Here is a 22,369-nt window from a genome sequence, read left to right on the forward strand (position 1 = left end):
TATTAGCTCATATCAGGCTTAAAATATTGGTTTTTAGTAATTAAACGACATTTCATGTCGTGTCGCTTATATCTCTGACCTGAAAGACAGAGTTTTACGCTCCATTTGATAAAAACCCGCCAGTGCTGTGGCACCAGTCAAAAATGAGCAAGAAAAATTTTGCATAAAAACAGAACAACAAGACGAATGTGTGAGAATATGGCAATATATAGCCTTTCTTAATGTATAACGTCATTCTTTGCCCATGCAGCTCCTCCGTCTGAATGCTTTAGCGCCTGATTTTCAACTGGAAAAAACTGCCGTTACCATTGGTAATTTTGACGGCGTGCATTTGGGGCATCAGGCCATGATTGCCCAGCTAAAACAGCTGGCAGCAGCCCAGCAGCTGAAAACCCTGGTGATGATTTTCGAGCCACAGCCGCTGGAATTTTTTAAAGGCTATGAGGCACCGCCGCGCATCAGCTCCTTGAGAGAAAAAGTCGAATATTTAACCGAGCTGGGCGTAGACTATATTGCAGTTGCCAAATTCGATAACTATTTCCGCAGCTTAAGCGCCGAAGCCTTTGCCGACATACTCAAATACAAACTCAATGCCCACAGTCTGGTGCTGGGCGATGACTTCCATTTTGGCAAAAACCGTCAGGGTAATAGCGAGTTTTTGCAGCAATACGGCTTTCAGGTCACCAACTTAAACACCATTCTGGCCGATGGTGAACGGGTCAGCTCGACCCGGATCCGTCAGACCTTGCAGGCCGGCAATTTAGCGCTGGCAGCCAAATTGCTGGGACGCCCGTATAGCATTACCGGCCGGGTACAATACGGCGACCAGATTGGCCGAACTATTGATTTTCCAACCATTAATGTCCGTCTGAACCGGCATAAACCCTGCCTGAACGGGATTTATGGCGTGGAAGTGCTCTGTGAAACTGAATCTTTAAAAGCCAAAGTTCAGGCAGAGAATCCGAACCAGCCGGGAATTGCCGGCTATGACCCGACCGCGCTGTTTGGCGCCGGTCATGTCGGCACCCGACCAGCCATCAAACAGGATCATCCGGAATGGCGATTAGAAGTACATTTCCCCGAGGTTTCTGCTAATCTGTATGGCCTGTTAATGCGGGTGACGTTCTTAAACTATTTACATGGCGAAAAGGACTATCCTTCGCTTGAAGCCTTAAAAGCCGGAATTGATGATGATGTGGAGAAACTGCTTGAGTTTCGCCGCAGCACCCCAAAATTCCCTTTTGAATAACTCACATTTTTACTGTAAAACGTGTCAGTCAAATGGCTGATTAAATTGGAAGACAACTTGCATGAGCGATAAGCAAACTCCTGAAAATGCAGTGGACTATAAAGCCACACTGAACCTCCCAGGTACTGACTTTGCAATGAAAGCAAACCTCGCAGTACGTGAAGCGAAATGGTTAGAAGAGTGGTATGCCGATGACATTTATCAGCAGATTCGTGCATCGCGTATTGGCAAGAAAAAATACGTGCTTCATGACGGCCCTCCGTACGCAAACGGTCAAATCCACCTTGGTCACGCGGTCAACAAGGTCCTGAAAGACATCATCATTAAAAGTCGTGTCATGGACGGTTTTGACGCGCCATATGTGCCAGGCTGGGACTGTCACGGTCTTCCAATTGAACTGAAAGTTGAAGAAAAAGTTGGCAAAGTCGGCGTCAAAGTTGATGCTTCGACCTTCCGTAAAGCCTGCCGTGAATATGCCTACACCCAGGTCGAACTACAAAAGAAAGACTTTATCCGTATGGGCGTGTTCGGCGACTGGAACAACCCATACCTGACCATGAACTTCAAGCAGGAAGCAGATATTGTCCGTTCTCTGGGTGCCATTGCCAAAGCCGGTCATATCGAGCCAGGCCTGAAGCCAGTGAACTGGTGTCTGGACTGTGGTTCAGCGCTGGCAGAAGCTGAAGTTGAATATGAAGATAAAAAATCCGATGCAATTGACGTCGGTTTTACAGTGGTTGACTTAGCTGATTTGTCTGCACGTCTAGGTGTTGATGTTAAAGACTCAACCGATATCGTGATCTGGACCACCACCCCATGGACCCTGCCAGCCAACCAGGCGGTAGCATTACATGCCGAACTTGAATATCAACTGGTCAAGGCGCGCGGTGAAGAACAGGCCGAGCAGAACTTTATTCTGGCAAAAACGCTGGTGGAATCTGCGACCCAGCGTTATGGCTTCAGCTCGGTTGAAGTGCTGGCCGAGTTTGCCGGTAGCAAACTGGAAAATCTGGTGCTGCAACATCCGTTAATTACTGAGCGTCAAGTGCCGGTAATTCTGGGTGAACACGTCACCGATGCCAGCGGTACAGGTGCCGTGCATACTGCACCGGGTCACGGTGTAGATGACTATAAAGTCGGCCTGCAATACAACCTGAAAGTCGACAACCCGGTCGGCGGCAATGGTGTGTATTTACCGACTGCGCCAATTTTTGCTGGTGAACATATTTATAAAGCCAATCCGCAAATTATTGCTGCGCTGGGCGAAGCCAACAAATTGTGGGCACATCATCCAATCAAGCATAGCTATCCGCACTGCTGGCGTCATAAAACCCCGATTATCTTCCGTGCCACACCACAATGGTTTATCAGCATGGATGCCAAAGGTTTACGCCAAGGCGCCCTGAATGCAATTGAAAACGAGATCAGCTTCGTGCCAGATTGGGGTAAAAACCGGATTCAGGCAATGATCGAAGGCCGTCCGGACTGGTGTATTTCGCGTCAGCGTACCTGGGGCGTACCAATCCCGTTCTTCGTGCATAAAGACACCAACGAACTGCATCCACGTACCCCTGAACTGATCGAAGAAGTGGCTAAACTGATCGAACAGGAAGGTATTGATGGCTGGTATAACCGTGAAGCCAAAGACTTCATTGGTGATGATGCTGAACACTACAACGCCGTACGTGACACCTTAGACGTCTGGTTTGACTCGGGTACAACCCACTATGCCGTGCTGCGTGAACGTGAAGAGCTGCAAGATCCGGCCGATCTGTACCTTGAAGGTTCGGATCAGCACCGTGGCTGGTTCCAGTCTTCACTGCTGACCTCGATTGCGATCAATGAACGTGCGCCATACAAAGGCTTGTTAACGCATGGTTTCGTGGTCGATGAAAAAGGCCGCAAAATGTCGAAATCACTCGGGAATATCATTACCCCGCAAGACATCATTAAAGACATGGGTGCAGACGGCTTACGTTTCTGGATTGCCTCTGCGGATTACCGTTATGAAATGACCGCCGGTAAAGAAATCTTTAGCCGTGCCTCAGACGGTTACCGCCGTATTCGTAACACGCTGCGTTTCTTGCTGGCCAACTTAAACGGCTTTAAACCATCGACTGATGCCCTGCCGGTGGATCAGCTGATTGCGCTGGATCAATACATCCTGCAACGTGCGTCTGAAGTACAAGAAACCATCAAGAAAGCCTATGAAGATATGAACTTCCATATCGTCACCAGCGCCTTGACCAACTTCTGTATTAATGACTTGGGTGGTTTCTACCTCGACATCATCAAAGACCGTCAGTACACCACCAAAGCGGACTCGCAAGCGCGTCATTCTGCACAAACTGCGCTGTATCACCTGGTACAGGCCTTTGTACGCTGGATGGCGCCAATCCTGAGCTTCACTGCCCAAGAAGCGTGGCCACTGATTCCTGAGCAGTCAGAGAAATATGTATTCACCGCTGAATGGTATGAGCTGCCGGTGGCCTCTGAAGCCAACGTGCTGGCTGAAAGCGAATGGCAGACTTTAATTGCCGTAAAATCTGCCGTGAACAAGTTTATTGAAGCGGCGCGTACTGCAAAAACTGTCGGTTCTAACCTGTCTGCCAAAGTGGAGCTGTGGGCCAATGCCGAGCTGAAAGCGGTGCTGGATAAACTGGGCGATGAACTGCGTTTTGTCCTGATTACTTCTCAGGTGATTGTGAATGAGTTTGATGCAGCACAAGGCGAAGCTTCTGATCTTGACGGTCTGAACGTGAAAGTCTCTGCCGCAGATGGCGAGAAATGTGTACGCTGCTGGCACGTCCTGCCAGATGTGAATACACATCCTGCACATCCAGGTTTATGTGGTCGTTGTATTATTAACCTCCCGACAGGCCAAGGCGAAGAGAGAAAATATGCCTAATCCACAACCGAAAAAGGGCTTATTCCAGTTCTATCCGCACAATTTGTGGTGGATCGGACTGTCTATTGTGGCGATTATTCTGGATCAATGGACCAAATGGATTGCAGTCACCCATCTGAATTATGCAGATCCGGTGCCTGTGCTGCCCTTTTTAAATTGGACATTACTGCATAACTATGGCGCAGCCTTTAGTTTCTTGTCCGATGCGGGTGGCTGGCAACGCTATTTCTTCACCTCACTGGCAGGTTTGGTCTCCGTGATCTTTGTGTTCTGGCTGATGCGTATGCCAAAGAACATGCTGGTATTACCGCTGGCCATTGCCCTGATTCTGGGCGGGGCCATTGGTAACCTGATTGATCGGGTCGCTTTGGGCTATGTGGTCGACTTTATTCATGTTTACTACAACAACAGCCACTTCCCTGCCTTTAATATTGCAGATAGTGCCATTACCTTAGGCACCATCTTGCTTCTTATTGATACGTTTTTCCTGGAAAAACACCGTATTCAACGTGCGCAGGCGCAACATGACTGAATTTATCAATCCGAACGAAGACACCCGTATTGAAGCGGGTTCTAAAGTTGAACTTCATTTTTCTGTGGCCATTGAAAGCGGCCCGGAAATTGACAATACCCGTAGCCGTGCCGAACCGGTCAGTCTGGTGATGGGCGATGGCAGCCTGTTACCGGGTTTTGAAAAAGCCCTGTTTGGCTTGCGTGCTGGTGACCGTCGTACCGTGAGCCTGCCACCAGAAGAGGCTTTTGGTCCATGGAACCCGGAAAATGTCCAAACCTTTGACACCGTCAAGTTTGAACAGCGTCCGGTTGAAGGCCACATGATCGAGTTTGAAGATAAGGCCAAACAAAGCCTGTATGGCGTGGTCAAATCGGTCAATGATGACATCACCGAAGTCGACTTTAACCATCCACTGGCCGGTAAAGACATTACCTTTGAAGTGGAAATCTTTAAAGTCACCCCAGCGGGCCAGCAAGGCATTCAACTGAAATAAAAGTTCCACATTTTTGAAAAGCTCCTTCGGGAGCTTTTTTTATGCCATTTTCATGAGGCAGATACAAACTGACTCTATTCAGGCTAACGCAATTCACGTTAATTTGATCCCTACAGCAAAAACAACACAGGATAAAACATGAATATTCAGATTATTGTTGGCAGTGTACGCGAGGGACGTACCGCCATTAAAGTCGCACACTGGGTACAGCAGGCCATTAAAAGCTATAACTTTAGTACCGTGCAGACCGAGCTGGTCGATTTAAAAGAATGGAATTTACCCCTGTTTGCCGGTCCGAATCCGCCGCTAAGCGGTATTTATGACCAGCCGCGTCAACAGGAATGGGCCGACAAAATTGCCCAGGGCGATGCCTTTATTTTTATCAGCCCCGAATATAACCATGGCTATAGCCCGGCCTTGAAAAATGCGTTGGATTATCTGGGCAAAGAGTGGCAAGGCAAACCGGCGGCTTATATCGGCTATGGTGCCACCAATGGATCACGCTCGATTGACCAGATCCGTCAGGTCGGCACCCAGCTGGGACTGATTGACAGCAATGCAGTGGTGGAAATCCGCGATATTTTTAGCCGTAACCGTAGCGAAAGCTTTGAACCGAATGAATTTGATGACAAGACTCTGAAACAGGTAGTCGACAAGCTGATTCAATATGTCAGCTCATAATGGCAGCAGCCCTGTAAGCATTTTCTTACAGCAGCTGTGGTGAACTGCGACTAGGGTGCGGCGCGCTTTCATTTTATAGTACCTACATACAGAGACAGGAGGTCTCTTAAATCAAAACAATAACAATAAAAGCAACAACAGCAGGATGCTGATCGGTACGACAGGAGTTATACCGGAATAATGAATCCAGAGAAGCCCGGACAGGATGTTCGGGCTTCTTTTATTTCAGTCCTTTATGTTCTGGTTCTTGTAGATGATGCGCTATTTTAAATCAATCGCTGTTGTACGCCTGAGCGTACAGTACTTGTCGGGTTTTGCGGCTGGTTGGTTCTGATCGCCTGACGTATATTAAAACCATACCGGGACAGGAGGTCTCGTTGCATAAAACAATAATCATAAGCCGCATGCAGGATGCACGCACAGATATAACAGGAGTGATATCTGAGAACTGAATCTAAAAAGCCCCGACAGGACGTCGGGGCTTTTTATTATCTACGAATTCATTATTTGGCTGTCATTTTCAGCAAGCTGGCGCCTTTGCCATCTTCAATGACCCATAAATGACCGTCACGCGCTTCAATCACCCCGCGAATACGCTGTTTCATGTCCAGCCGTTGTACTTCACGTACCGGTTGAGCCTGGGTATCAATCACAATAATCGCCTGCGACGACAATCCTCCGGCAATGGCCTTATTTTTCCACTGTGGAAACTGATCGCCACGGTAAAAGATTAAACTCGAAGGTGAAATAACCGGGGTCCAGTCCAGTTCTGGCGCTTTAAATTCTGGCCGGGTCGCATGATCCGGAATTGGCTGACCACTATAATGATCGCCATTGGACACGATCGGATAGCCATAATTGGCGCCTTTTTCAATCCGGTTCAGCTCATCTCCGCCTTTGGGTCCCATCTCAATCACCCATAGCTGCCCCGCCGGGTCAAACACCATGCCTAAAGGATTCCGATGCCCCAGACTCCATACCTGTGCCGCAATCTGGCCCTGAGCACGGAACGGATTATCTGGCGCAGCGCTACCATCTGCATTTAAACGTAAGATTTTCCCTAAATTGGAATTCAGGTCCTGTGCCGGGTCAAACTTTTGTCGCTCTCCCGAACTGACCCACAAATAGCCGGCCTGATCAAATAACAGCCGGTGGGCATAATGCCCCTGCCCTGGAACTTTCGGCACTTGGACCCAGATCTGCTGTACATTTTTCAATTGTGGCTGAGCCGCATCTTTTAAATCCAGCTCGGCACGCGCCACCACCGCGCCATAACCGCCTGTGCCGGCTTCCACATAACTTAAATAGACCCAGCGATTCTGGGCAAACTGTGGATGCAGCGCGACATCACCCAAACCGCCCTGCCCGCCATAGGCAACTTTGGGGACACCTTTAACCTCAAGCAGCAGTTTATTGCTCGGGTTAAACAATTTGAGTCGTCCACGCTTTTCAGTAATTAACAAGCGGCCATCGGGCAGCTCAGCCATCGCCCACGGTTCCTGTAAGCGCGCCACCCGTTCCAGCTGATAAGACTGGCTGGTCTTGCTAGTTTCACTGCTTTGGGCGGCTTTCGCTGAATTGGCAGGCTCGGTCTGGGCATTACATCCGGTGGTTAATCCTGCGATGAGCAATGCCGCAGGCCAGGTCAAATATTGTTGTAGTTTTGCCATGACATTTCCTAAAACAGAACAGACAATACTTTGATTGTAGCCCAAAGCCAGTTTTGACCAAGAACACTTGCGTAACCTGCCGGACTTTGTCCGTTTTGGCTTACACCGAATGAAGACAATTGAGGCTAGGAGCAAACCCAGAATTTTCGTATTCTAAATTCATCAGGAAACAGGACGTTTCCCAAACGGAAAACAACAATAATTAGTTTGCGCACCAGGATCGTGAGGTACGACAGGAGTTATACCTAAAGCACGAAATACGAAGAAACCCCGTCAGGATGATGGGGTTTCTTTTTATCTGTGGTTTTTGTTTTCTTAATGCCATAAAAAAAGCCCCCAATCTATGGAGGCTTTTTTCATTTAATACCAATTAGGCTTTGGCAATCGCCGCTTTGCCTGCTTTAATCTGTTCTGCTTCATCTTCACTCATGATCAGCGCCACGGCAATTGCGGTAATCAATACCGGTAAACCGACAGCAATAAAGTTGAAGTGTGCTGGAAGGTTCATACCGAGTAAGCCACCAATCAGGATTGGTCCAACAATCGCACCCATACGGCCAATTGCAGATGACCAGCCAATTCCGGTTGAACGTACTGCCAGTGGATAGTATTGCGCCACATAACTATACAGCAACATTTGTGAACCGATTGACGCCGCACCCGCCAGGAATACCAGGATGTACAGCAAGAACTGGTTTGACTGGAAGCCCATCAGACTCATCACAATCGCGCCCATAATCCCCAGGAACATCAACACCGGTTTCAGATGGAAACGGTCAGCCAGAATACCACCGCCGACAATACCAACCACGGCACCCACGTTCATCACCATCATGAACATCAGACTATTGTCCATTGAATAGCCTGCCGCCATCATCAGTTTAGGCAACCAGCTGCTTAAGGCGTACATGGTCAGCAAGCAGGTAAAGAACGCTAACCAGAACAATAAGGTGTTTAACGCACGGCCACGTTTGAACAGGCTTACCACGTTGGCTGCTTCCGGCACATCGACCTGATGCAGTTCAAATTTGGTTTCATTGCTAATCTGCACTTCTGGGGCCAAGCGGGCCATGATTGGACGCGCCTGTTCCTGCTTGTTCTCTTTCACAATAAACATCAGCGATTCAGGCAGGAATTTCCAGATAATTGGCAACAGCAACAGTGGAATACCGGCAATAAAGAACATGATTTCCCAGCCAAAGCTTGGGGTTAACCAGGCACCCAATAATGCTGCCATCACCCCACCCACTGCATAACCACTAAACATGGTGGTTACCAGCGTACTACGCATGTTCTTTGGCGCGTATTCTGAGGTTAAAGCCACCAGGTTAGGCATCACCCCACCAATCCCTAAACCGGCCAGGAAGCGCAAAATACCGAATTCTGTCGGATTAGAAGCAAAGCCACCTGCGAAGGTTAGACCACTGAATAACACAATACAGATCATGATGACTTTTTTACGGCCAATTTTGTCGGCCAATGAGCCGAAAATCATGGCACCGAACATCATCCCTGCCAATGCAGTACTGGCCAGCATACCGGCTTGCACCGCACTTAAGCCCCACTCGTCCATTAATAAAGGCAATACCACACCATTAATGGCTAAATCATAACCATCAAATAAAATGATCAGTAGACACCATGCCACTACATTAAAATGAAATGGTTTAAATTTTGCGTGATCAATGACATCATTTACGTTAATAGTTTGATGTGTCATTCCTCACCTCCTGTGAGTCTGTGTTTCAGTGAACTTCCATAGCAACCCATAATGAAGACCCTCATTTCGAGCCTTCTTCATCCACACTTTGCTAGTGGAGTAGATGGTGCAACTTTCACACAATTTACAGAAAATAAGAATTGAACATTAGTCTACAATCCTATTAATAATTAAAGTTTTATATATTATTCTCATTAGACATAAGTTTTATTTTGCTTTATTAAGCACACAAATTTTCCGCATAAAAAAATCCCCCTGCTGCTTAAGCTAGGGGGATTTTGAATTAATGAGCTGGCGATGACTTACTCTCACATGGGTAACCCCACACTACCATCAGCGCTAAGAGGTTTCACTTCTGAGTTCGGGAAGGGATCAGGTGGTTCACTCTTGCTATTGTCGCCAGCACAACTGTTATGGACTTGTTCGGGTCTTAGTTACTTTGCTTAAGCTTGATGCTTTTGCATGTAATGCCTTACTTTGTTCCAAATGAGTTATTAACGGATTGGCCATTGGGTCTGAATTTTATTGTGTCGCATTAACTAAATCAAGGATTAGTTCAGAATTCAGCTTGATACAACAACTGTTTGGGTGTTGTATAGTCAAGCCTCACGAGCAATTAGTATTGGTCAGCTTCACATATCGCTATGCTTCCACACCCAACCTATCAACGTCCTAGTCTCGAACGGCTCTTTAGAGGAATAAATTCCTAGGGAAATCTTATCTTGAGGTAGGCTTCCCGCTTAGATGCTTTCAGCGGTTATCCCTTCCGAACATAGCTACCCGGCGATGCGACTGGCGTCACAACCGGTACACCAGAGGTTCGTCCACTCTGGTCCTCTCGTACTAGGAGCAGATCCTCTCAAATTTCCAGCGCCCACGGTAGATAGGGACCGAACTGTCTCACGACGTTCTAAACCCAGCTCGCGTACCTCTTTAAATGGCGAACAGCCATACCCTTGGGACCTGCTTCAGCCCCAGGATGAGATGAGCCGACATCGAGGTGCCAAACACCGCCGTCGATATGAACTCTTGGGCGGTATCAGCCTGTTATCCCCAGAGTACCTTTTATCCGTTGAGCGATGGCCCTTCCATACAGAACCACCGGATCACTAAGACCTACTTTCGTACCTGCTCGACTTGTGGGTCTCGCAGTTAAGCGCGCTTTTGCCTTTATACTCTACGCGTGATTTCCGACCACGCTGAGCGCACCTTCGTACTCCTCCGTTACTCTTTAGGAGGAGACCGCCCCAGTCAAACTACCCACCAGACATGGTCCTCGTCCCGGATCACGGGACAGAGTTAGAACCTCAACATTACCAGGGTGGTATTTCAAGGACGGCTCCATTGGAACTGGCGTTCCAACTTCAAAGCCTCCCACCTATCCTACACAAGTAAGGTCAAAGTTCAATGTCAAGCTGCAGTAAAGGTTCACGGGGTCTTTCCGTCTAGCCGCGGGTACACTGCATCTTCACAGCGATTTCGATTTCACTGAGCCTCTGCTGGAGACAGCGCCGCCATCATTATGCCATTCGTGCAGGTCGGAACTTACCCGACAAGGAATTTCGCTACCTTAGGACCGTTATAGTTACGGCCGCCGTTTACTGGGGCTTCGATCAAGAGCTTCGCTTACGCTAACCCCATCAATTAACCTTCCAGCACCGGGCAGGCATCACACCCTATACGTCCACTTTCGTGTTTGCAGAGTGCTATGTTTTTAATAAACAGTTGCAGCGGCCTGGTTTCTGCGGCTGTCAACCGCTCAGGGAGCAAGTCCCATCACCGTCAACAGCGTACCTTCTCCCGAAGTTACGGTACCATTTTGCCTAGTTCCTTCAGCAGAGTTCTCTCAAGCGCTTTGGTCTACTCGACCTGACCACCTGTGTCGGTTTCGGGTACGATTCCAGTGTAACTGAAGCTTAGAGACTTTTCCTGGAAGCATGGTATCAGCCACTTCGCTAGTAAACTAGCTTGCTATCAGCTCTCAGCATAGAGCACCCCGGATTTGCCTAAGATGCATGCCTACAGCCTTCCACCTGGACAACCAACGCCAGGCTGACTTAACCTTCTCCGTCCTCTCATCGCATTACACTGAAGTATTGGAATATTAACCAATTTCCCATCGACTACGCCTCTCGGCCTCGCCTTAGGGGTCGACTCACCCAGCCCCGATTAACGTTGGACTGGAACCCTTGGTCTTTCAGCGAACGGGTTTTTCACCCGTTTTGTCGTTACTCACGTCAGCATTCGCACTTCTGATACCTCCAGCAGACTTCTCAATCCACCTTCATCGGCTTACAGAACGCTCCCCTACCACGTATACAATGTATACATCCGCAGCTTCGGCACATAGTTTTAGCCCCGTTACATCTTCCGCGCAGGCCGACTCGACTAGTGAGCTATTACGCTTTCTTTAAAGGGTGGCTGCTTCTAAGCCAACCTCCTAGCTGTCTATGCCTTCCCACATCGTTTCCCACTTAACTATGATTTTGGGGCCTTAGCTGGCGGTCTGGATTGTTTTCCTCTTGACTACGGACGTTAGCACCCGCAGTCTGTCTCCCGGATAGTACTCATCGGTATTCGGAGTTTGCATCGGTTTGGTAAGTCGGGATGACCCCCTAGCCGAAACAGTGCTCTACCCCCAATGGTATTCGTCCGAGGCGCTACCTAAATAGCTTTCGGGGAGAACCAGCTATCACCAGGCTTGATTAGCCTTTCACCCCTATCCACAAGTCATCCCCTGGCTTTTCAACGACAGTGGGTTCGGTCCTCCAGTTAGTGTTACCCAACCTTCAACCTGCTCATGGATAGATCGCCTGGTTTCGGGTCTACACCCAGCAACTATACGCCCTATTAAGACTCGGTTTCCCTACGGCTCCCCTATACGGTTAACCTTGCTACTGAATGTAAGTCGCTGACCCATTATACAAAAGGTACGCAGTCACCGAACAAGTCGGCTCCCACTGCTTGTATGCATGCGGTTTCAGGATCTATTTCACTCCCCTCACAGGGGTTCTTTTCGCCTTTCCCTCACGGTACTGGTTCACTATCGGTCAGTCAGGAGTATTTAGCCTTGGAGGATGGTCCCCCCATATTCAGACAAGGTTTCACGTGCCTCGCCCTACTCGTCATCATTATGTGTGCCCTTTCGTGTACAGGACTATCACCCACTATGGTTGCACTTCCCAGAGCATTCCACTAAAACACACATAACTTAATGGGCTGTTCCCCTTTCGCTCGCCGCTACTGAGGGAATCTCAATTGATTTCTTTTCCTAAGGGTACTGAGATGTTTCACTTCCCCTCGTTCGCCTCAATACACTATGTATTCATGTATTGATACCTACCTTATGGTAAGTGGGTTTCCCCATTCAGACATCTCCGGATCAAAGGATATTTGCCGCCTCCCCGGAGCTTTTCGCAGGCTATCACGTCTTTCTTCGCCTCTGACTGCCAAGGCATCCACCACATGCACTTAATTACTTGACTATACAACCCCAAACAGTCGTTAATCCCTACAAGTAGGATTAAGACAATTAAATAAATAATCAATTATCTATTTAATCTACAGTTCGAAGTCCCGTGCACTTAAGCACCGTACAGCTTCAATCTAAATTCATATACCAAAACGCTTGATTCAGTTAATTTGCTAGTTCTCAATTCAATCTACGTTCATCAACCCGTCATAACAACGCGTTAACGTATATTGATTGAGTGAACAATTTATTTCAGACTCAATTTTGCCAATCTGTTAATGATTCACTGCATCCTCGTCGGACTGCAGTTAACTGTGATAAATCACAGAGATTAATAAGCATAAACTTACTAAGCTCTATAATCTATGGTGGAGACTAGGAGAGTCGAACTCCTGACCTCCTGCGTGCAAAGCAGGCGCTCTACCAACTAAGCTAAGTCCCCAGCTTATCATTTAAGTCAATGTTCTGATTTCTATTCGCTCTGCAATTGCTTGCTTGTCGTTAGTGGTGGGTCTGACAAGACTTGAACTTGTGACCCCACGCTTATCAAGCGTGTGCTCTAACCAACTGAGCTACAGACCCTCAGATACATCGTCATGAAGAACAACTTGTTGTGGATTCTTACTAATCGTCAATCTTTCGTTAAGGAGGTGATCCAGCCGCAGGTTCCCCTACGGCTACCTTGTTACGACTTCACCCCAGTCATCGGCCACACCGTGGTAAGCGTCCTCCCTAAGGTTAGACTACCTACTTCTGGTGCAACAAACTCCCATGGTGTGACGGGCGGTGTGTACAAGGCCCGGGAACGTATTCACCGCGGCATTCTGATCCGCGATTACTAGCGATTCCGACTTCATGGAGTCGAGTTGCAGACTCCAATCCGGACTACGATCGGCTTTTTGAGATTAGCATCACATCGCTGTGTAGCAACCCTTTGTACCGACCATTGTAGCACGTGTGTAGCCCTGGCCGTAAGGGCCATGATGACTTGACGTCGTCCCCGCCTTCCTCCAGTTTGTCACTGGCAGTATCCTTAAAGTTCCCATCCGAAATGCTGGCAAGTAAGGAAAAGGGTTGCGCTCGTTGCGGGACTTAACCCAACATCTCACGACACGAGCTGACGACAGCCATGCAGCACCTGTATCAGAGTTCCCGAAGGCACCAATCCATCTCTGGAAAGTTCTCTGTATGTCAAGGCCAGGTAAGGTTCTTCGCGTTGCATCGAATTAAACCACATGCTCCACCGCTTGTGCGGGCCCCCGTCAATTCATTTGAGTTTTAGTCTTGCGACCGTACTCCCCAGGCGGTCTACTTATCGCGTTAGCTGCGCCACTAAAGCCTCAAAGGCCCCAACGGCTAGTAGACATCGTTTACGGCATGGACTACCAGGGTATCTAATCCTGTTTGCTCCCCATGCTTTCGCACCTCAGTGTCAGTATTAGGCCAGATGGCTGCCTTCGCCATCGGTATTCCTCCAGATCTCTACGCATTTCACCGCTACACCTGGAATTCTACCATCCTCTCCCATACTCTAGCTAACCAGTATCGAATGCAATTCCCAAGTTAAGCTCGGGGATTTCACATTTGACTTAATTAGCCACCTACGCGCGCTTTACGCCCAGTAAATCCGATTAACGCTCGCACCCTCTGTATTACCGCGGCTGCTGGCACAGAGTTAGCCGGTGCTTATTCTGCGAGTAACGTCCACGCATCTAGGGTATTAGCCTAGAGCGCCTCCTCCTCGCTTAAAGTGCTTTACAACCAAAAGGCCTTCTTCACACACGCGGCATGGCTGGATCAGGGTTCCCCCCATTGTCCAATATTCCCCACTGCTGCCTCCCGTAGGAGTCTGGGCCGTGTCTCAGTCCCAGTGTGGCGGATCATCCTCTCAGACCCGCTACAGATCGTCGCCTTGGTAGGCCTTTACCCCACCAACTAGCTAATCCGACTTAGGCTCATCTATTAGCGCAAGGTCCGAAGATCCCCTGCTTTCCCCCGTAGGGCGTATGCGGTATTAGCATCCCTTTCGGAATGTTGTCCCCCACTAATAGGCAGATTCCTAAGCATTACTCACCCGTCCGCCGCTAAGCTAAGGTGCAAGCACCCTCGCTCCGCTCGACTTGCATGTGTTAAGCCTGCCGCCAGCGTTCAATCTGAGCCATGATCAAACTCTTCAGTTAAAATCATTTCGAACTTTATAAGTAAAGTTCTTAAACTTGGCTCATCAATTTTCTGACTTAAATTTCGCTCAAATAAACTTCGAGTAATTTAAACCAATCAATTAATGAAAATATATTCGATTAATCAACCAGTAAAAATCCACACAAGTTGTTCTTCATAATCTCTTAATGATCTTTCCAACACCTCGTCAGTGCCAGAAGCTGGACTTAATAAACTTAACAACTCAGCACTTCGTGCTTCGTTCGTTTCCGTCTATCTCGTCGGTATGGGGTGCATTATAGGACAATTTCTTACACACGCAAGTGCTTTTAGCATCTTGTTTTATCGAGTGTTTCTTTTTTACGCACCAATATGGAGCATTTTTACCCTATCTTTGAAATAAACTTCTAATTTTAAAGCAGAAATATTTAATTTATATTTCTGCTTTTTATTTTCGTTAATTTTTTGCCGTTGCCGGTTTTATCTTCACACTCAGGATTTTCACCGGTTGAGCCGGAACATTCTGGTGCACACCAACATTGCGGGTCGGTACTTTGGCAATTTTATCGACCACATCCATCCCCTTGGTAACACGGCCAAACACAGCATAGCCAGCATTACGTGGACTTTTATTCAGGAAGTCGTTATCGACCAGATTAATAAAAAACTGGCTTTTGGCTGAATCAGGATGATTGGTTCGTGCCATCGCCAAAGTACCACGCTGATTGCTCAGGCCATTATAGGATTCATTTCTGACCGGTGGACGGGTATTTGGACGTTCCACCATGGCTGCATCCATACCGCCGCCCTGAATCATAAAGCCCGGAATGACGCGATGGAAAATGGTACCGGTATAAAAACTGCTACTGACATATTTTTCAAAATTGGCTGCTGACAACGGCGCTTTGTCGTTAAACAGTTCAATTTCAATATTGCCCATGGAAGTTTTCATTTCAATCATTGAATTGGCAGCCCATGCAGAGGCACTAAGGGCAAGGCTGGCGGCCATAAGAACGCTACGTTTTAACATTTCTTTACGAATCCGTGGTTTGATGTTTTGCTTCACTTATATTAATTGTTCAGTATGAAGAAAACATTAGCTGTTCCTTTCAAATCCTGAGAATAAGATGAACAACAATATCCAGAACCAGATTTTTGCGCATCCGCCTTGGCGCTTACACGGCGATGCTTTTATTTTGAATTATTGGCTGAATCCTTTTTTCCTGAAAACAGCCAAACGTTTTCGGCTGGCTCCGTCTCCTTTAGGACGCATGGTCAATGTAATGCTGATCCGTTATCAGGATTCGCCAGTGGGTCCGTATGATGAACTGTTAATTATGGATCATCCTTTATTGTATAAGCATCGCTTGTCGACCATCCCCAAGATTTATGTCTCGACCCAGGCTTCTTTAGTGCATGGCCAGCAGTTATGGGGCATTCCGAAAGAGCTGGCCGAATTTGAATGGCTGGAAAAAGAAGGTCGCACCTATTGTATTGTGCGCCATCAGCAGCAAGAGATGTCAATTTGTCTGGAGCGGCCGAAAAACAGCACCTCGTTTTATATCAATAGTCACCATATTCCGGCTTCATTTTTATCCATTCAGCAGGCCTGGCAAGGCCAGCGCTACCAGTTTAGTCCGAAATTTCGCGGCCGTTTATCTAAACTCAAAACGGTGGAATGGCAAAATACCCAGGATATTTTTCCTGATTTTTCCCAGGCCCGACTATTACAAAGTTTTTATGTGCCGGAGTTTGATCTGTTATTCCCCGAAGCGCAGATTAAAACCAAAACCGCTGTTCCACGTGAAACCAGAAAAAATCTGAGTCGGCCTTTTTAAGTCACTCCTTTTAAAAGAAGCGTGGTCGATCCCAGAATTTTCTGAAATTATTGCCCAGCTCGAGCGTGAGTTTTTTGGCACGCCGCGAAACCGGGGTTAAATTAATAAAGCCATGGGTCTGGTCAGTATATTCCTTATATTGAACTTTGACCCCTTGCTGACGCAGCTTGTGCGCATAAATTTCCGCTTCATCGTGCAGCACGTCATGCCCGGCCGTCACAATAAAGGTCGGCGGTAGTTTTCTTAAATTGCCGTAAGTCGGTGAAATCAGGGCATCATCCAGTGCCATATTGTGCTGTAACGCATAATACTCGGTGACGAAATCAATATCCTGCTCAGTCAGCACCAGACCATCTTTATAGGCAAAGAACGACGGATGACGGCTTTTAAAATCCACCACTGGATAAATCAGTAACTGGGCATGCGGTGCATAGGCGGTATTTTTACTACGCTGTGACACCACGGTAGCAATATTGGCACCAGCACTGTCACCCGCCACGGCAATACGGTTTTTCAGAATATTAAATTGACGGCGATGCTGATACACCCAAGCCAAAGCATCTTCACAGCACTGAATCAGCTGTGTCGGTGAAACCTCGGGGGTCAGTGGATAATCGACACTGACCACCTGCGCCTGAGCGGCATGCGCCAATAGCCGGCAAACTTCATCATGGGTATCGAGATTGCCCACCACAAAACCACCACCATGATAAAACACAATCAACGGCAGTTTTTTATGCGGTGCAGGATGATAATAACGGGCTGAAATGGTGCCACTTTGCAGGCTTAAACGTAAATCTTCGACCCGTTTGACATAGGTCGGCTGTTTACGGATCGCCTTCATCTGAGTATCAAAAGCCTGACGCGATTGCGCCGGATTTTCGCCAATAAAACCGATACGCCCCTGCTTGATTTGGGCCGCCATCATGCATTTAATGAGGGGATCAAGTTGCGGATACTGATAAGGATAGCCCAAGGCGCGCGCCAGTGATTCCTGCGCCACACACGGTAAATGATCGAGTGTTCGCACCACCGTACCCTGACTGTTATCAATGATTTTTTGCAGTTTCTGTTGATACGCACTCATCTATCATCTTCCTTTTTATTCATTCTTCACATTTTCTACATGATCAGCAGTTTAGTGACTATTTCGTTATAGAAGTCCAGTCATCGGCCTACATATTCAGAATTTATATACGCTAATCTTATTTCTATAAGGTGTCATTGACAATTTTGATGATACAGAGGGATTGATTTTGCTAATCCGGATAGAAAAAGGACGCTCACCATGTCTAGAAAACTCCTCTTGGTTTCCTGTGCGACCGTATTTTTAGCGGTCGGTTGTGTCGCGTTCCCTGAAGATGGTCACTACAATGGCCGCTATGATCATCGTTATGACCGGGATTACGACCGTAACTATGATTATCGCCGCATGACAGAACGTCAGCGTTGGGAATATGAACAACGTCAGAAACGCTTACAACAGCAACACCAACGCGAAGCGCAGTGGGATCGACAAAAACGTGAACTGGAACGTAAACGTGCCGAACAAAGCCGTCAGCAGTTACAACGGGAACGCGAACGACGCGCCGAACTGAACCGTAAACGCCAGCAAGTCGAACGCAAACAGCAAGAGCAGCGTAAAAAACGGGTCGAAGAACAGCGTAAACGGATGGAAGAATATCGCAAACGGCAACGTGACCGTCGTGATTAATCCTGTATTTGACAGTGTGCGATGTACAGTTTAAAAACCCGAAAACCTGGCTTTCGGGTTTTTATTTTTACAAGGTGCTTTGATTGAAAGCGCTGTGATAGAAAAATAACGACCTTCCATAATAATAGTGAAAATAGCTGGCCTTCCCTGGCCATTTTTTGAATATTCCTATTTAGAAATTAAATCTTCCTCCCTGATTTAAATGATGGTCCTGTTTCATTTGAAATAGACAGCGTTGAATTTAGGGCTGCGGCTGTGCCTCAACTGCCGGTGCTTCCGACCCTGCTGGTGCAGCAATGGCCGGGGCAGTAACTTCTGCGGCTACGCCCACTTCAGCCCCCGCTTCTACCGGCATGGTAGTTACCTGTACCGTTTCAGGTTGCTCAGGATTTTGTGCCACTTCTGGCGCCTGTGCTGTTTCATGACTGCTACAGCCTACTACCGCCAGTCCAGCAAACAAGGCCACAGCCAATACACCCATTTTTTTCATCATTCGATCCTCATTTATTGAAAAATACAAAGTCCAACTTTGCGCTGGCTATACTTTCAAAATTTTGGTGCTGGCTCGGCAGATAAAAAGTTAAATTTTTATATCCACCGGTACGAGTTATGCAGTTTTTTATAAACGTGAAGATGCAGCTGTTTTTACAGCCAATGGAAGGAATCAGCAGGATTAATCTGCTGTTTTTATTATAGATTACAGCAATAAAAAAAGACAAAAGTGCAGAATTATTTTAGAGGGAGAAAACAGCGTGCTCTACACAACATACAGCTAGTTTTGCGAAAAGATAACAGTGTAAATGCGGTACTTTTAAATCTTTAGGGCAAAAAAAGGCTTATCCAGAGGGCGGATAAGCCAGAAAACACATTTCAAGAAAATATCAAAAGAAACTACAGCGATAGAATCTGGGAGCAATCATACAAAGTTGACCTTGCCCTGTAAAATAGTATTTTTCACTCATTCTGATCGTTTTTATGTATAAAGAATAATCAACTTAAAAATTTTGTATAGACAACTCAACAGCATCTACATAATTTATCCGGACTTAAAATTAAAATCATTTTCCCATAAATTGGGGTTTCAGCCTCGTAGTATCTTCCTGCACCCTCCCTGCTAAAAAGATCAAAAATTAAAAGAATGTATGTTTTTTTCAGCAAATTTCTGCAGATTTAATGACTGGCACCGCTTGAATTTTTATCCCCTGCCCCGACTTCTTTAATAATTACGAAATTCATCACTCATGGCAGTTCAGAATGAACCAGTCAATACTGATGCCAGAAGGACTGTACATGTTTAAGAACCCATTTAAACGGAGTAAATCAATGGCAACCGAGCACAACCAAGACGCTCAAGATCTGCAACAAGAGCAAGTAGAACAAGATACTACCCAAACTCAAGCTGAAACCGAGCAGGCAGACGTTTCCGTTGAGTCTTTACAAGAACAGATTGCGCAGCTCGAAGGCGATTTAAAACTTGAAAAAGCGCGTACCGCCAATGCAGTGTATGAAGCGCAAAAGAGTGTCGAGCGTATTCAGCGTGAATCTGAAAAGCATAAAGAAGCAGTGCTGGAGAAATTTGCCAAAGAACTGCTCGATAGCGTAGATAACCTGGAACGTGCTATTGCCGCAGCTGGCGAAGAAAAAACCCCGCTGTCTGAAGGGGTGGAACTGACGCTGAAATCACTGCTGACGACTTTAGAGAAATTCGGCATTGTGGCGGTAGATACCGCGAACGGTTTCAATGCAGATTTACATCAGGCGGTGGGCATTGATCCAACAGCCAAAGCCAACGAAATTGGCAACGTACTGCAAAAAGGTTATAGCTTAAATGGCCGTTTATTGCGTCCTGCAATGGTTATGGTCGGCGCTTAAGCCTCATAAATTCGGGAGTTGGTGAAATTTTTTCATATTTTTAACTTGAAAAAAATTGAACGGCTCTCATATCGGATAACAAGTGTAAAGCACAATAAAATTTTTGAGGAAACATCCAAATGGCTAAAATCATTGGTATTGACTTAGGTACAACCAACTCATGTGTTGCGGTACTTGAAGGCGATAAAGTTAAAGTAATTGAAAACGCTGAAGGCGCGCGTACAACTCCATCTATTATTGCGTATAAAGATGGCGAAATCCTGGTCGGTCAGTCTGCGAAACGTCAAGCAGTAACTAACCCGAAAAACACATTGTTCGCAATCAAACGTCTGATCGGTCGTCGTTATGAAGACCAAGCGGTACAAAAAGATATCGGTCTGGTGCCATACAAAATCATCAAAGCAGACAATGGTGATGCTTGGGTTGAAGTTAACGACAAAAAATTAGCACCACAGCAAATCTCTGCAGAAGTTCTGAAAAAAATGAAGAAAACTGCGGAAGATTACCTCGGTGAAACTGTTACTGAAGCAGTTGTAACCGTTCCTGCATACTTCAACGATGCACAGCGTCAAGCGACTAAAGATGCCGGTAAAATTGCTGGTTTAGACGTTAAACGTATCATCAACGAACCTACTGCTGCGGCGTTAGCGTTCGGTATGGACAAGAAAGAAGGCGACCGTAAAGTTGCAGTCTATGACTTGGGTGGTGGTACTTTCGACGTATCCATCATTGAAATTGCGGATCTTGATGGCGACCAGCAAATCGAAGTATTGTCGACTAACGGTGATACATTCCTGGGTGGTGAAGACTTCGATAACGCATTGATCGATTACCTGGTTGAAGAGTTCAAGAAAGAACAAAACGTCAACCTGAAAAACGATCCACTGGCGTTACAACGTTTGAAAGAAGCGGCTGAAAAAGCAAAAATCGAGCTTTCTTCTTCAAATGCAACTGAAATCAACCTGCCATACATCACAGCTGATGCGACTGGTCCTAAACACTTGGTGATCAACGTAACACGTGCGAAATTAGAAGGTCTGGTTGCAGACCTGGTTGCGCGTACCATCGAACCTTGCCGTATTGCACTGAAAGATGCAGGTCTTTCGACTTCTGACATCTCTGACGTAATCTTGGTTGGTGGTCAGTCTCGTATGCCACTTGTACAACAAAAAGTACAAGAGTTCTTCGGTAAAGAGCCACGTAAAGACGTGAACCCTGACGAAGCTGTGGCAATGGGTGCTGCAATCCAAGGTGCTGTACTTTCGGGTGACAAGAACGACGTTCTTTTACTTGACGTAACACCGCTTACACTTGGTATTGAAACAATGGGTGGCGTGTTAACTCCAATCATCGAGAAAAACACCACAATCCCTGCGAAAAAATCACAAGTGTTCTCTACAGCGGCAGATAACCAACCTGCAGTAGACATTTCGGTTTACCAAGGTGAACGTAAAATGGCTCAACAAAACAAATTGTTGGGTAACTTCCAGTTGGGTGATATCCCACCTGCACCACGTGGTGTGCCACAAATTGAAGTATCGTTCGACATCAACGCGGATGGTATCTTGAAAGTGTCTGCGAAAGACAAGAGCACGGGTAAAGAGCAATCGATCCAGATTAAAGCAAACTCAGGTTTGTCTGATGCTGAAATCGAAGCGATGATCAAAGACGCTGAAGCGAATGCTGAAGAAGACCGTAAGTTTGAAGAACTGGCAAAAGCACGTAACGAAGCAGATGCCCTGGTTTCTTCTGCTCAAAAAGCAGTAAAAGATCTTGGCGAACAAGTGACTGCTGATGAAAAAACTGCGGTAGAAACAGCAGTTTCAGAACTTGAAGCAGCAACCAAAGAAAATGACGTTGACGCGATCAAAGCGAAAACTGAAGCACTGCAAAACATCATCATGCCAATTACGCAACGTGCATATGAAGCAGCTCAAGGCCAAGGCGGTGCGCAAGGTTTTGACCCGAATGCCTTCGGTGGTGATGCTGGCCAACAGCAAAAAGCGGACGATGGCGTTGTAGATGCTGAATTCACTGAAGTGAAAGATGACAAAAAATAATTTGTCACTTTAAACAAA

At 46.8% G+C, this 22,369-nt stretch carries 14 protein-coding genes, 2 tRNA genes and 3 rRNA genes; 9 read left to right on the forward strand and 10 right to left on the reverse strand.

Going from position 1 to position 22,369, the window contains the following annotated elements; all coding sequences use genetic code 11:
- Window positions 1-244: 244 nt before the first annotated feature.
- The 5 genes from ribF to ACVLR6_RS14190 all read left to right on the forward strand — a co-directional run bounded on the left by ribF (window position 245) and on the right by ACVLR6_RS14190 (window position 5,845).
- The gene (gene ribF, locus ACVLR6_RS14170; protein ID WP_005181026.1) at window positions 245-1,249 is read left to right on the forward strand and encodes a riboflavin biosynthesis protein RibF; all 1,005 of its coding nucleotides are present in this window, start codon (window positions 245-247) and stop codon (window positions 1,247-1,249) included.
- Window positions 1,250-1,310: 61 nt separating this feature from the next.
- On the forward strand, window positions 1,311-4,157 hold the full coding sequence (gene ileS, locus ACVLR6_RS14175) for an isoleucine--tRNA ligase (RefSeq protein ID WP_104472324.1): 2,847 nt from the start codon (window positions 1,311-1,313) through the stop codon (window positions 4,155-4,157).
- Entirely contained in the window at window positions 4,150-4,689 is a 540-nt protein-coding gene (gene lspA, locus ACVLR6_RS14180; RefSeq protein ID WP_005181030.1) for a signal peptidase II, read from the forward strand. Before ileS ends, lspA begins: the two co-directional genes overlap by 8 nt.
- Window positions 4,682-5,164 (forward strand): FKBP-type peptidyl-prolyl cis-trans isomerase, encoded by a 483-nt coding sequence (locus tag ACVLR6_RS14185; protein WP_005181033.1) that lies wholly within the window; start codon window positions 4,682-4,684, stop codon window positions 5,162-5,164. Before lspA ends, ACVLR6_RS14185 begins: the two co-directional genes overlap by 8 nt.
- 138 nt (window positions 5,165-5,302) lie before the next feature.
- The gene (locus ACVLR6_RS14190; RefSeq protein WP_005181039.1) at window positions 5,303-5,845 is read left to right on the forward strand and encodes an NADPH-dependent FMN reductase; all 543 of its coding nucleotides are present in this window, start codon (window positions 5,303-5,305) and stop codon (window positions 5,843-5,845) included.
- A gap of 503 nt (window positions 5,846-6,348) precedes the next feature.
- Here the strand turns inward: ACVLR6_RS14190 and ACVLR6_RS14195 are convergent.
- From ACVLR6_RS14195 to ACVLR6_RS14230, 8 genes are all read right to left on the reverse strand, one after another.
- Window positions 6,349-7,515 (reverse strand): PQQ-dependent sugar dehydrogenase, encoded by a 1,167-nt coding sequence (locus ACVLR6_RS14195; RefSeq protein ID WP_168414970.1) that lies wholly within the window; start codon window positions 7,513-7,515, stop codon window positions 6,349-6,351.
- Between the two features lie 370 nt (window positions 7,516-7,885).
- Window positions 7,886-9,235 (reverse strand): aromatic acid/H+ symport family MFS transporter, encoded by a 1,350-nt coding sequence (locus ACVLR6_RS14200; protein ID WP_016658670.1) that lies wholly within the window; start codon window positions 9,233-9,235, stop codon window positions 7,886-7,888.
- 289 nt (window positions 9,236-9,524) lie between these two features.
- Window positions 9,525-9,639, reverse strand: a 5S ribosomal RNA gene (rrf, locus tag ACVLR6_RS14205).
- 191 nt (window positions 9,640-9,830) lie between these two features.
- A 23S ribosomal RNA gene (locus ACVLR6_RS14210) occupies window positions 9,831-12,720 on the reverse strand.
- A 353-nt stretch (window positions 12,721-13,073) separates the two neighbouring features.
- Window positions 13,074-13,149 (reverse strand) — tRNA-Ala (locus ACVLR6_RS14215).
- A 63-nt stretch (window positions 13,150-13,212) separates the two neighbouring features.
- Window positions 13,213-13,289: transfer RNA gene (locus ACVLR6_RS14220), tRNA-Ile, on the reverse strand.
- Between the two features lie 61 nt (window positions 13,290-13,350).
- Window positions 13,351-14,887 (reverse strand): 16S ribosomal RNA (locus ACVLR6_RS14225).
- Together the 16S, 23S and 5S rRNA genes with 2 tRNA genes alongside form the textbook arrangement of a ribosomal RNA operon.
- Before the next feature lie 437 nt (window positions 14,888-15,324).
- Window positions 15,325-15,897, reverse strand: coding sequence for a peptidylprolyl isomerase (locus ACVLR6_RS14230; protein ID WP_016659793.1), 573 nt, complete (start codon window positions 15,895-15,897; stop codon window positions 15,325-15,327).
- Window positions 15,898-15,994: 97 nt separating this feature from the next.
- Here ACVLR6_RS14230 and ACVLR6_RS14235 point away from each other — a divergent pair, with 97 nt between their 5' ends.
- A complete protein-coding gene (locus tag ACVLR6_RS14235) occupies window positions 15,995-16,705 on the forward strand; it encodes an acetoacetate decarboxylase family protein (protein WP_160255809.1) in 711 nt (236 codons plus the stop codon).
- A gap of 10 nt (window positions 16,706-16,715) precedes the next feature.
- On the opposite strand, the gene ACVLR6_RS14240 is transcribed toward ACVLR6_RS14235, so the two are convergent.
- Window positions 16,716-17,792 (reverse strand): di-butyl phthalate-hydrolyzing esterase, encoded by a 1,077-nt coding sequence (locus ACVLR6_RS14240; protein ID WP_455995515.1) that lies wholly within the window; start codon window positions 17,790-17,792, stop codon window positions 16,716-16,718.
- 201 nt (window positions 17,793-17,993) lie between these two features.
- On the opposite strand from ACVLR6_RS14240, the gene ACVLR6_RS14245 reads away from it, so the two are divergent.
- Window positions 17,994-18,419 (forward strand): hypothetical protein, encoded by a 426-nt coding sequence (locus ACVLR6_RS14245; protein ID WP_127801898.1) that lies wholly within the window; start codon window positions 17,994-17,996, stop codon window positions 18,417-18,419.
- Between the two features lie 241 nt (window positions 18,420-18,660).
- On the opposite strand, the gene ACVLR6_RS14250 is transcribed toward ACVLR6_RS14245, so the two are convergent.
- Complete coding sequence (locus ACVLR6_RS14250) at window positions 18,661-18,912, reverse strand: hypothetical protein (RefSeq protein ID WP_168396845.1); 252 nt, start codon at window positions 18,910-18,912, stop codon at window positions 18,661-18,663.
- An 830-nt stretch (window positions 18,913-19,742) separates the two neighbouring features.
- Between ACVLR6_RS14250 and grpE the strand changes: the two genes are divergently transcribed.
- Together grpE and dnaK are read left to right on the forward strand one after the other, a co-directional pair.
- On the forward strand, window positions 19,743-20,291 hold the full coding sequence (gene grpE / locus ACVLR6_RS14255) for a nucleotide exchange factor GrpE (RefSeq protein WP_005181051.1): 549 nt from the start codon (window positions 19,743-19,745) through the stop codon (window positions 20,289-20,291).
- 119 nt (window positions 20,292-20,410) lie between these two features.
- Entirely contained in the window at window positions 20,411-22,351 is a 1,941-nt protein-coding gene (gene dnaK / locus ACVLR6_RS14260; RefSeq protein ID WP_005181052.1) for a molecular chaperone DnaK, read from the forward strand.
- The last annotated feature ends 18 nt before the right edge of the window (window positions 22,352-22,369 follow it).

It is taken from the genome of Acinetobacter sp. T63, assembly GCF_053852345.1.